The 11,749-nt window shown below is 55.5% G+C and carries 12 protein-coding genes; 8 read left to right on the plus strand and 4 right to left on the minus strand.

Features of this window, described 5'->3' with window-relative positions:
- Positions 1-17 precede the first annotated feature (17 nt).
- Together msrA and FHW74_RS07005 are read left to right on the plus strand one after the other, a co-directional pair.
- A complete protein-coding gene (gene msrA, locus FHW74_RS07000) occupies positions 18-656 on the plus strand; it encodes a peptide-methionine (S)-S-oxide reductase MsrA (protein WP_183169777.1) in 639 nt (212 codons plus the stop codon).
- A 140-nt stretch (positions 657-796) separates the two neighbouring features.
- On the plus strand, positions 797-2,128 hold the full coding sequence (locus FHW74_RS07005; protein WP_183169778.1) for a hemolysin family protein: 1,332 nt from the start codon (positions 797-799) through the stop codon (positions 2,126-2,128).
- A gap of 75 nt (positions 2,129-2,203) precedes the next feature.
- Here FHW74_RS07005 and FHW74_RS07010 read toward each other — a convergent pair whose 3' ends face one another.
- Positions 2,204-2,410, minus strand: a complete 207-nt coding sequence (locus tag FHW74_RS07010) for a DUF1107 domain-containing protein (protein ID WP_004857160.1) — start codon at positions 2,408-2,410, stop codon at positions 2,204-2,206.
- Between the two features lie 334 nt (positions 2,411-2,744).
- Here FHW74_RS07010 and FHW74_RS07015 point away from each other — a divergent pair, with 334 nt between their 5' ends.
- Positions 2,745-3,302, plus strand: coding sequence for a YtfJ family protein (locus FHW74_RS07015; protein WP_183169779.1), 558 nt, complete (start codon positions 2,745-2,747; stop codon positions 3,300-3,302).
- On the opposite strand, the gene cysQ is transcribed toward FHW74_RS07015, so the two are convergent.
- The gene (gene cysQ, locus FHW74_RS07020; RefSeq protein ID WP_183169780.1) at positions 3,292-4,032 is read right to left on the minus strand and encodes a 3'(2'),5'-bisphosphate nucleotidase CysQ; all 741 of its coding nucleotides are present in this window, start codon (positions 4,030-4,032) and stop codon (positions 3,292-3,294) included. The two genes, FHW74_RS07015 and cysQ, sit on opposite strands and share 11 nt — an antisense overlap.
- Before the next feature lie 214 nt (positions 4,033-4,246).
- On the opposite strand from cysQ, the gene FHW74_RS07025 reads away from it, so the two are divergent.
- The gene (locus FHW74_RS07025; RefSeq protein ID WP_183169958.1) at positions 4,247-6,193 is read left to right on the plus strand and encodes a bifunctional 2',3'-cyclic-nucleotide 2'-phosphodiesterase/3'-nucleotidase; all 1,947 of its coding nucleotides are present in this window, start codon (positions 4,247-4,249) and stop codon (positions 6,191-6,193) included.
- Here the strand turns inward: FHW74_RS07025 and FHW74_RS07030 are convergent.
- Entirely contained in the window at positions 6,190-6,588 is a 399-nt protein-coding gene (locus tag FHW74_RS07030; RefSeq protein ID WP_183169781.1) for a helix-turn-helix domain-containing protein, read from the minus strand. The genes FHW74_RS07025 and FHW74_RS07030 overlap by 4 nt on opposite strands.
- An 84-nt stretch (positions 6,589-6,672) precedes the next feature.
- Here FHW74_RS07030 and FHW74_RS07035 point away from each other — a divergent pair, with 84 nt between their 5' ends.
- The 4 genes from FHW74_RS07035 (at position 6,673) to ytfE (ending at position 10,197) form a co-directional block, all read left to right on the plus strand.
- Complete coding sequence (locus FHW74_RS07035; protein ID WP_183169782.1) at positions 6,673-7,521, plus strand: SDR family oxidoreductase; 849 nt, start codon at positions 6,673-6,675, stop codon at positions 7,519-7,521.
- A gap of 81 nt (positions 7,522-7,602) precedes the next feature.
- Entirely contained in the window at positions 7,603-8,430 is an 828-nt protein-coding gene (locus FHW74_RS07040; RefSeq protein ID WP_183169783.1) for an AraC family transcriptional regulator, read from the plus strand.
- A gap of 75 nt (positions 8,431-8,505) precedes the next feature.
- Positions 8,506-9,456 (plus strand): DMT family transporter, encoded by a 951-nt coding sequence (locus FHW74_RS07045; protein WP_183169784.1) that lies wholly within the window; start codon positions 8,506-8,508, stop codon positions 9,454-9,456.
- Between the two features lie 75 nt (positions 9,457-9,531).
- A complete protein-coding gene (gene ytfE / locus FHW74_RS07050; RefSeq protein WP_183169785.1) occupies positions 9,532-10,197 on the plus strand; it encodes an iron-sulfur cluster repair protein YtfE in 666 nt (221 codons plus the stop codon).
- A 64-nt stretch (positions 10,198-10,261) separates the two neighbouring features.
- On the opposite strand, the gene cycA is transcribed toward ytfE, so the two are convergent.
- Complete coding sequence (gene cycA, locus FHW74_RS07055; protein WP_125294186.1) at positions 10,262-11,674, minus strand: D-serine/D-alanine/glycine transporter; 1,413 nt, start codon at positions 11,672-11,674, stop codon at positions 10,262-10,264.
- Positions 11,675-11,749 lie beyond the last annotated feature (75 nt).

The raw sequence follows: 11,749 nt of genomic DNA on the forward strand, positions 1-11,749 counted from the left end.
CTAAGGGAGACGCTACGATGAATTTTTTCGATAAAAAGCACCTGATCGACCCGGATTTGGCCCTGCCAGGACGCAGCACGCCAATGCCGGTGGCTGCGCTGCATGCCGTTAACGAGCATTCCATGACCCATGTGCCGGATGGCATGGAGATCGCTCTCTTTGCCATGGGCTGTTTCTGGGGCGTGGAGCGGTTGTTCTGGCGCTTGCCTGGGGTATACAGCACCGCGGCGGGTTATTCCGGCGGCTATACGCTGAATCCAACCTATCGTGAAGTCTGTACCGGTAAAACCGGTCATACCGAAGCGGTGCGCGTGGTCTACGATCCGCAGGTCATTAGCTATGAGCAGTTGCTCCAGGTGTTCTGGGAAAACCACGATCCTGCGCAGGGCATGCGCCAGGGGAATGATATGGGGACGCAGTACCGCTCGGCGATTTACCCGCTGACGCCGGAACAGGACAGCGCGGCCCGGGCCAGCCTGGCGCGCTTTCAGAAAGCCATGGCGGAAAAAGGCGATGACCGCACTATTACTACCGAAATCGCCAGCGCCAAACCGTTTTATTACGCCGAAGATGAGCATCAGCAATATCTTCACAAAAACCCGTATGGCTATTGCGGTATAGGCGGGATTGGGGTGTGTTTGCCGCCGCGGGGATGAGCGCTGGTAGCCAAACTACCGCTCCTGCTATACTACCCCTTAAAATTACGGGCTCGCTGTTCAGTGAGCCCGAATTTATCGTGATATTCCCAATGGATTTTTACTTCCCTTCCGAGGATCCGGCTCCGGCTGGATAAACTATGTTAAACAGTATTTTATTAATACTTTGTCTCATCGGCGTCAGTGCGTTTTTCTCGCTTTCCGAGATCTCGCTTGCCGCCTCCCGCAAGATAAAACTTAAACTGATGGCCGATGAAGGCAACATCAACGCCATGCGCGTGCTGAAAATGCAGGAAAACCCGGGCATGTTCTTCACCGTGGTGCAGATTGGCCTTAACGCGGTGGCGATCCTTGGCGGTATCGTCGGCGATGCGGCATTTTCACCGGCCTTTCACAAAATCTTTGATGGCTTAGTCTCCCCTGAACTGGCGGAACAGCTGAGCTTTATTATGTCGTTCTCGCTGGTCACCGGCGCGTTTATTCTCATCGCCGACCTGACACCGAAACGCATCGGTATGATTGCGCCTGAAGTTATTGCTTTGCGTATCATCAACCCGATGCGCTTCTGTCTGTTCGTGTTCCGCCCGCTGGTGTGGTTCTTTAACGGCCTCGCCAACGTGATTTTCCGCATCTTCAAACTGCCGATGGTGCGTAAAGACGATATCACCTCCGATGACATTTACGCCGTGGTGGAAGCCGGGGCGCTGGCCGGGGTGCTGCGTAAGCAGGAGCACGAGCTGATCGAAAACGTGTTTGAACTGGAATCGCGCACCGTGCCGTCGTCGATGACCTCGCGCGAAAATATTGTCTGGTTCGATCTGCATGAAGATGAGCAGAGCCTGAAGAGCAAAATCGCCGATCATCCGCATTCCAAGTTCCTGGTGTGTAATGACGATATCGACCATATCGTCGGCTATGTCGATTCCAAGGAACTGCTGAACCGGGTGCTGGGCAACCAGAGCCTGGCGCTGACCAGCGGGGTACAAATCCGCAACACGCTGATCGTGCCCGATACGCTGACCCTCTCCGAAGCGCTGGAAAGCTTTAAAACCGCCGGAGAAGACTTCGCGGTGATCATGAACGAATACGCGCTGGTGGTAGGCATCATCACGCTGAACGACGTGATGACTACCCTGATGGGCGATTTAGTCGGCCAGGGGCTGGAAGAGCAAATCGTGGCGCGTGATGAGAACTCATGGCTGATTGACGGCGGGACGCCGATTGATGATGTGATGCGCGTACTGGATATCAATGAGTTTCCGCAGTCCGGCAACTATGAAACCATCGGCGGTTTTATGATGTTTATGCTGCGTAAAATCCCCAAGCGCACCGATTCGGTGAAGTTCTCTGGCTATAAGTTTGAGGTGGTGGATATCGATAACTACCGCATCGACCAGCTACTGGTGACGCGCATCGATAACAAGCCCACCGTCCTGGTGCCGCGCAAGCCGGAAGAAACCGCGGCTTCCTGATCCCAGAAACACTAACGGCCCCATCGGGGCCGTTTTGATTACTGCACAGGTAATACTCACGTACGACTTAAAGGGTTAAGCCATCTCGGTCTGGAGACGCAAAACCTGACGGTTGACTTCGGACATCACCGAAAGGTGCTGTTTGTCCTTCACTTTCGGGATAAGGATCTTGCCCTTATCAAACTCGAAAGCGCCTACGTCCTTGATATATAACCGTCCACGGAACAGGATCTTCACGTATTTAGCCACCTGAAGGGGGTTATAACGTTGGAATATTTTCACTTTTTTCTACTCCTGCTTAGTGTTACGCCCCGGCGGTGCCACAATCGGCCCGTCATGAATAAGGCGCAAATTTTGTTGCCAGATGACTATAGACCAGTTTGGTCAGGTGACACAGTGTGGTTAACTTTATTTACCGTTTTATTACAGTTTTTAAGAGTTTTCTTTTCAATAGCTCATAAAAGCCAGTATAAAGCGCGATTTTCTTCAGGATATGTGCGTCCGCCCGCAAAGTGGCATCAAGGTTGCGGGTAAAAAAGTATTTAGCACATATGCTTAAAACATCAGGACCCAGTGGTCCGATCACCTGCTGAGAACAACAATAAGGATCCGTACAATGACCCTTCGCAAAGCCGCGACGCTCGCACTCTTGCTGCTGCCTTTGATGGCATCGGCTCACAATTTCCAGGAAAATCAACGCGTCCCGCCGGTCGGGGTATCTGACCGGGGCGAATTGATTCTTACTAACGATAAGTTTAGCTACAAAAACTGGAACAGCGCGCAGTTAAGTGGAAAAGTGCGAGTGGTGCAGCATATTGCCGGACGCACCTCCGCTAAAGAAAAGAACGCCGGGCTGATTGAAGCCATCAAAAACGCCAAACTGCCCCACGATACTTATCAGACCACCACTATCGTCAATACTGATGATGCCATCCCGGGCAGCGCGATGTTTGTGCGCAGCAGTCTGGAAGACAACAAAAAGCTCTATCCGTGGTCGCAGTTCATTGTTGATAGCAATGGCGTGGTGGCTAAATCCTGGGCGCTGGAGCCGGAAAGCTCGGCAGTGGTGGTGCTGGATAAACAGGGACGGGTGCAGTTCGCCAAAGACGGCGGGTTGACCCAGCAGGAAGTGCAGCAGGTAATGAGCCTGCTGCAACAGTTGCTTAGTAAATAGAAACCCGGAAGCCGGGGTTCAGGAACGACTCGCGCGGCGTGTAATCCAGCGTCACGCCCTTCCAGTCGTGAACATGCGCCCCGGCAGCCACCGCTACCGCGTGCCCTGCGGCGGTATCCCAGATGCAGGTCGGCCCGAAACGGGGGTAAAGCTGCGCCTGCCCTTCCGCCACCAGGCAAAATTTAAGCGATGAACCGATGGACGTGGTCTGGTGTTCGCCCAGCTGCTGTAGATACTCTTTGAGTTCATCATCGGTGTGCGAGCGGCTGATCACCACCAGCGGCGGGCGGGCATCGCGCACATGGATTTGGTTACGAATATCGCACTCCTCTTTCCACGCCTTACCTTCGGCGGCGCTGTACATCACCTTCATCACCGGCGCGTACACCACGCCCAGTACCGGCTTCCCGTTTTCGATCAGCGCGATATTGACGGTAAACTCGCCGTTGCGCTTCAGGAACTCTTTGGTACCGTCCAGCGGATCCACCAGCCAGTAACGCTGCCAGTGCTGACGAATTTCCCAGGCTGGCGGATCTTCTTCAGAAAGCACCGGAATATCCGGGGTGAGCCTGTTCAGTCCTTCGATAATAATTTGATGAGCGGCGATATCCGCCGCCGTGACCGGGGAATCGTCAAGTTTATGGGTTGCGTCAATCGGCTTCTCGCCCTGATAGACCTGCATAATGGCGTTTCCCGCCTCGCGCGCCACCTGGCATACCTGTTCTAACATCTTCCACCTCTTCGTGAGCGACAGGCATTTTCTGCCGCTGATTAACCCTTTGTTTTGCCTAATGACTTTTTATATAGCATTGCGCCTGATTCCGCCATCTGTGATAGAACCTGGATTTCCTTACCTCAATCTATGGCAGGATTCACATTTCTGTAAGCAACAGCCTATACATACATATCTTTTTGCAACAGAGATCTTAAAAGGGACCTTGATGATGATTAAGTTTAGCGCAACGCTCCTGGCGACGCTTGTGACGGCCAACGTCTGTGCGGCAACGGTGGATTTAAGAATTCTCGAAACCACTGATTTGCATAGCAATATGATGGATTTCGATTATTACAAAGACACCCCGACCGAAAAATTCGGCCTGGCGCGCACCGCCTCGCTGATTAACGCCGCCCGTGGTGAGGCCGCCAACAGCGTGCTGGTGGATAACGGCGATCTGATTCAGGGCAGCCCGCTGGGCGATTACATGGCGGCTAAGGGCTTAAAAGACGGCGATGTGCATCCGGTTTTCGCGGCGATGAATACCCTAAATTACGCCGTGGGCAACCTCGGTAACCACGAATTTAACTATGGCCTCGATTACCTGCATAAAGCGCTGGCGGGGGCAAACTACCCCTACGTTAACGCCAACGTTATCGACGCCAAAACCAATAAGCCGCTGTTTACGCCGTATCTGATTCAACCCACTGAGGTAAAAGATCGCGAGGGCAAAACCCATACCCTGAAAATCGGCTATATCGGTTTTGTGCCGCCGCAAATCATGACCTGGGATAAAGCCAACCTGAGCGGCAAAGTTACCGTCAACGATATCACCGAAACCGCCCGTCGCTACATCCCGGAAATGCGCGCTAAAGGGGCCGATCTGGTGGTTGTGGTGGCACACTCTGGGCTGTCTGCCGAGCCGTACAAAGCGCTGGCGGAGAACTCGGTGTATTACTTAAGCGAAGTCCCCGGCGTGGATGCCATTCTGTTTGGTCACGCCCACGCGGTGTTTCCGGGGAAAGATTTTGCCGCCATCAAAGGCGTGGATATTGAGAAAGGTACGCTAAACGGTGTTCCTGCGGTGATGCCAGGCATGTGGGGCGATCACCTTGGCGTGGTGGATATGGTGCTGAATAACGACGCCGGGAAATGGCAGGTCAACGAGGCAAAAGCGCAGGCGCGCCCTATTTATGACGCCGCCGCGAAAAAATCCCTGGCGGCGGAAGACGCGGAACTGGTGAAGGTGCTGAAGCCCTCTCACGACGCCACGCGCGATTTTGTCAGCCAGCCGATTGGTAAATCCGCTGATAACCTTTACAGCTACCTGGCGCTGGTGCAGGACGATCCCACCGTTCAGGTGGTGAATAACGCCCAACGCGCCTACGTGGAGCACTTTATCCAGGGCGACCCGGATTTAGCATCGCTGCCGGTGCTGTCCGCCGCCGCGCCGTTTAAAGTGGGCGGGCGTAAAAACGATCCGGCAAGCTATGTGGAAGTGGAAAAAGGCCAGCTAACCTTCCGTAACGCCGCCGATCTGTATCTCTACCCGAACACGCTGGTGGTGGTGAAAGCCAGCGGTAAAGAGGTCAAAGAGTGGCTGGAATGCGCCGCCGGGCAGTTTAACCAGATTGATGTCAATAACAGCCAGCCCCAGAGCCTGATTAACTGGGACGGTTTCCGCACTTATAACTTCGATGTGATCGACGGCGTGAATTACCAGATTGACGTCACCCAGCCCGCGAAATACGACGGCGAATGCCAGTTGGTAAACCCGCAGGCGGAGCGAATCAAGCAACTGACGTTTAACGGTAAGCCCATTGATCCAAACGCGACTTTCCTGGTAGCGACCAACAACTACCGCGCTTACGGCGGCAAGTTTGCCGGTACTGGCGATAGCCATATCGCCTTCGCCGCGCCGGATGAGAACCGCTCGGTGCTGGCCGCCTGGATTGGCGCGCAGACCAAACAGGCCGGGGAGATCCACCCGGCGGCGGATAATAACTGGCGTCTGGCGCCGATCCACAGCGATAAGCCGCTGGATATCCGCTTCGAAACCTCACCGGGGGAAAAAGCCGCCGCGTTTATCCAACAAAAAGCGCAGTACCCGATGAAAAACGTCGGCACTGATGACATAGGCTTTGCGCTGTATCAGCTCGATCTGAACGCCCGTTAAGCCGCGCTGGCGTCCCGTTCCTCACGGGACGCCATCACCTGCGGCAAATTGATTTCAATCCAGTCCGCCAGCGCCGCGACTTTCTCGCTGACCTGCTCCCCAAGCGGCGTCAGGCTGTACTCGACATGCGGCGGTACCACCGGATACGAAACCCGGTTCACGAAGCCGTCCTGTTCCAGCCATTGCAGGGTCTGCGCCAGCATCTTTTCGCTGACACCGCCCATTTTGCGCCGCAGATCGCTAAATCGGTGGGTGCCGTCGCGCAGCGCCACCAGGATCAGTACGCCCCAGCGGCTGGTGACGTGCTTTAACACGTCCCGGGACGGGCACTGCTCGGCAAATAAATTGCCGTCGCGCAGCTGCTGCGTCAGGGTGTTGTCAGATGTCATTTTCATACTTACCTTTTTGTGCGTACTTACTAAAAGTTAGTTAGGGTGATAGTGTGCCACAACACCCCCCAATTACGAAGGAGTAACATCATGATCGCAGTCACCGGCGCAACCGGCCATCTGGGCCAACTGGTCATCGAAAAACTACTGCAATCCCATCACGCGCAGGATCTCGTGGCGATCGTGCGTAATCCAGCCAAAGCACAGGCGCTGGCGGATAAAGGCGTTCAGGTTCGCGAGGCTGATTATGGCAACCCGGCGGCGCTGGCCTCAGCGCTACAGGGCGTGGAAAAACTGCTGCTGATTTCGTCCAGCGAAGTGGGCCAACGCGCCGTTCAGCATCGCAATATTATCGATGCGGCGAAATCTGCTGGCGTACAGCTCATCGCCTATACCAGCCTGCTGCGTGCGGATACCTCGCCGTTGGGGCTGCATGTGGAGCATCTGGACACTGAAACCTATCTGGCGCAATCCGGCGTGCCTTATGTATTGCTGCGCAACGGCTGGTATAGCGAAAACTATCTGGCGAGCGTACCGGCGGCGCTTGAGCACGGCGCGTTTATCGGTAGCGCAGGCGAAGGAAAAATAGCCTCCGCCACGCGTGCAGATTATGCTGAAGCGGCCGCGAAAGTGTTGAGCCTCGAGAATCAGGCCGGAAAAGTGTATGAGCTTGCGGGCGACAGCGCCTGGACGCTGGCGGAGCTGACGGAGAAAATCTCCGCGCTGACCGGTAAAACCGTGGCGTATCACAACCTCAGCGAAGCGGATTTTGCCGCCGCATTGCAGGACGCAGGCCTGCCGGAAGGGTTCGCCAGACTGCTGGCAGATTCCGACGTTGGCGCATCCAAAGGCGGGTTATATGACAATAGCCATCAGTTGAGCCGCCTGATTGGCCGCCCCACCACCTCTATCGATGACAGCCTGAAGGCCGTGCTGTAATTGTTAATTCGCGGTTAATTTTCGTAGCCATGCCACGGCTCATCCCTATAATGAACAACAGGCTTTCTGAGGGGGTGAGTTGTGCAAGGCGTACCAGAACAGTTTACTGATGAACAAGATCGCGCCCGGTTTCGGCATTTAGCCGCCATTCCGGGCGTTGAGCTTTATCACGCCCATATCGCCCATTTTGCCTTTGAACCCCATACCCACGAAGCCTTTGGCATTGGTACCATCGAATGGGGAGCCGAGCGCTTTCGCTATCGCGGCGCCGATCACGTGGCGGCGGTGAATTCCCTCGTCACCATGAACCCGGATGAATTACATACCGGCGAAGCCGAAAGCCACGGCGGCTGGCGTTATCGGATGATTTATCTCGAACCCGATTTGCTGGAGCGAATGACCGGGGTCAAACAATGGTGGTTCAATGAAGTCGAGCGCCACGATCCGCTGCGCGCCCAGGCGACCGGGCGGATCATTTATGACCTGTGGCACCAACCGGATCCGCTGGCTCAGCAGGGGCTGGTGCTGGATCTTATCGACACCTTCCGCCCTTACGCCCGCCATGGCGGCAGGCAAATCCCTACCCGGCAAACCCGTTTCGACCGGGTGCGCGAATATGTTTATGAAAACTACATGCATGCGGTGGGGCTGGAGGAGCTGGCGCAGGAGGCGGCGCTGAGTCCTTATCACTTCCTGCGCCAGTTCAAAGCGCATTTTCACGTTACGCCGCATCAAATGCTGATGGCGGTGCGGCTATGGCGCGCCAAGCAGTTTTTGACCAACGGCATGCCCGCTGCGGAAGTCGCCATCGCGACCGGCCTCAGCGACCAGTCGCACCTGACGCGCGCCTTTACCCGCCGCTATGGCATCACCCCAGTACGCTATCAGAAGCAGGTCATCAGAGGCTAAAAGCGCAATCTCATACAATAATTCTCAGGCGTTACTCCCCACACTGGGCGTTACACTGTTTTAACGGGAATGCGTATGTTTGCTGGAGTGTTGTTCGCCCTCGCCGCAGGGCTGATGTGGGGGCTGATTTTCGTGGGGCCGCTGATCGTGCCGGAGTACCCGGCGGCGTTGCAATCGACGGGTCGTTATCTGGCGCTGGGCCTGATTGCCATCCCTATCGCCTGGCTGGGCCGTCGTCGCCTGATGCAGCTCTCCTCCCGAGACTGGTGGACCGCGCTGTTTCTCTCCGCCGTTGGTAACCTGATTTATTACGTCTGTCTCGCCAGCGCTATTCAGCGCACCGGCGCGCCGGTTTCCACCATGATTATCGGCACGCTGCCGGTGGTGATCCCGGTATTCGCCAATCTGCTGTACAGCCAGCGCGACGGGAAAATCCCGTGGCGGCAACTCGCGCCTTCTTTATTACTTATCGCCATCGGCCAGGTGCTGGTGAATTACGCCGAACTGCGCGGCGGCGTAGTGGATTTCGATCTCTGGCGCTACAGCAGCGGGATCGCGCTGGCGCTGGTTTCGGTGGTGTGCTGGGCCTGGTACGCGTTACGCAACGCCCGCTGGCTGCGGGAAAACCCCGATAAACCGCCGATGATGTGGGCCACCGCCCAGGGGCTGGTGACGCTGCCGATGTCGCTGATTGGCTATGTCGCGGTTTGCCTGTGGCTTTCTCATCAGCAAGCCTCCTTTGCCCTGCCCTTCGGCCCGCGCCCGGCGGTGTTTATTACGCTGATGATTGCCATCGCGGTGCTGTGCTCCTGGGTGGGCGCGCTGTGCTGGAACGAAGCCAGCCAGCGGCTGCCAACGGTGATCCTTGGGCCGTTAATTGTGTTTGAAACGCTCGCCGGTCTGCTTTACACCTTCCTGATGCGCCAGAGCCCGCCGCCGTTGATGACCTCGTTAGGCATTCTGCTGTTAGTGACTGGCGTGGTGCTGGCGGTACGCGCTAAGCCGCGTCGGTTATTGGCTGGGTGACTCAAAAGGGTTATAGCTATCGGATAAAGATGCATTTAAAATGCATCTTATATTCTGATGATTGAGGTAAACGCTATGGCCTTCCGTGACCAACCTTTAGGTGAACTGGCTTTAACCATTCCCCGCGCTTCTGCTCTGTTCCGTAAATACAATCTCGACTTCTGCTGCGGCGGTAAACAGACCCTGCTGCGCGCGGCGACTCGCCAGGAGCTGGATCTCGATACCATTGAAGCGGAACTGACCGCACTGGCGGACGAACCGCTGGAAAAAGAGTGGCGTACCGCGCCGCTGGCCGACATCATCGATCACATCATTGTGCGTTTTCACGATCGCCACCGCGAACAGCTGCCGGAACTGATTTACCAGGCCACTAAAGTGGAACGCGTGCACGCCGATAAACCGAACGTCCCGAAAGGCCTGACCAAATACCTGACCATGCTGCATGAAGAGCTATCCAGCCACATGATGAAAGAAGAGCAGATCCTGTTCCCGATGATCAAACAGGGGATGGGCAGCCACGCGACCGGGCCGATTACGGTTATGGAGAGTGAGCATGATGAAGCGGGCGAACTGCTGGAAGTGATCAAGCACACCACCAATAACGTTACGCCGCCGCCGGAAGCCTGCACCACCTGGAAAGCGATGTACAACGGTATTAATGAGCTGATTGACGATCTGATGAATCACATCAGTCTGGAAAACAACGTTCTTTTTCCGCGTGCCCTCGCTGGAGAAAAATAAGGCGCCCGTCGAGCGCCATCGGAAGTCCTTATTGGGCCATCGTTGATGGCCCTTTTTTTGGCACTTATTTCTGGAAATTCGCCAGACGTTTCTTACCGATAAACAGCCAGCCCAGACCCAGCACAATGAACCACAGCGGCGTGACGATCAGCGCCTGACGGGTATCATCTTCCAGCGTCAACAGCACCAGCACAAACACGAAGAACGCCATGCATACCCAGCACATCAGCTTGCCGAGCGGCATTTTGTAGATCGATTTCTCATGCAGGTGCGGGCGCTGTTTGCGGTACACCAGGTAAGAACACAGGATGATGGTCCAGACGAACATAAACAGGATCGCCGATACCGTGGTGATCATGGTGAACGCGCCGATCACGCTCGGATTGACGTACAGCATCACCACGCCGCCCAGCAGGCAGATACAGGAGAAGGTCAGCCCTTTCGCCGGAACCGCGCGTTTAGACAGCTTAGCGAACGCTTTTGGCGCCACGCCTTCCTGCGCCAGGCCGAACAGCATACGGCTGGTGGAGAACACGCCACTGTTTGCTGAGGAAGCGGCGGAGGTCAGGACCACAAAGTTAATCACGCTGGCGGCGGCAGGCAGGCCCACCAGTACGAACAGCTCAACGAACGGGCTCTTATCCGGCACCACGGAGCTCCACGGCGTCACCGACATAATCACGATCAGCGCAAACACGTAGAACATGATGATACGAATCGGAATCGAGTTGATGGCGCGCGGCAGTGATTTTTCCGGATCTTTGGTTTCCGCCGCGGTGGTGCCCACCAGTTCGATACCCACGAACGCAAATACCGCGATCTGGAACCCGGCAAAGAAGCCGCTAATGCCTTTCGGGAACCAACCGCCGTCATTCCACAGATGCGCTAACGAGGCTTCAACGCCTGTTGGAGAGGTAAAGTTGGTGGCAATCATCACCACGCCGACAATAATCAGCGCCACAATAGCGACGATTTTGATCATCGCGAACCAGAACTCCATCTCGCCGAACATCTTCACGGTAGCGAGGTTAAGCCCCAGCAGTAGCAGAACTACCGCCAGCGACGACACCCAGTCGGAGAGTTCAGGGAACCAGAATTGCGCATAGGCGGTAATCGCCACCACGTCCGCCATACCGGTGACCACCCAGCAGAACCAGTAAGTCCAGCCGGTAAAATAACCGGCCCACGGCCCGAGCAGGTCCGAGGCAAAATCGCTGAACGATTTATATTCCAGATTGGAAAGTAATAATTCCCCCATCGCGCGCATCACAAAAAACAGCATAAAACCGATGATCATATACACGAAAATAATCGACGGCCCTGCGAGGCTGATGGTTTTGCCAGAACCCATAAATAACCCGGTGCCGATTGCGCCACCGATGGCAATTAACTGGATATGACGGTTTGTAAGATTACGCCGTAGCGACTGCTCAGCCGGTGCCTCAGCAACGTCTGCGTCTTTGACTTGATCTACCATGTTGAATTCCTGTACCTGTCTGTGTTGTTCAGGCTCTGATGGCCTGTAAATGCATAATGAAGTGACGATGCCCCT

This window comes from Atlantibacter sp. RC6 (assembly GCF_014193285.1).
GTDB lineage: Bacteria > Pseudomonadota > Gammaproteobacteria > Enterobacterales > Enterobacteriaceae > Atlantibacter.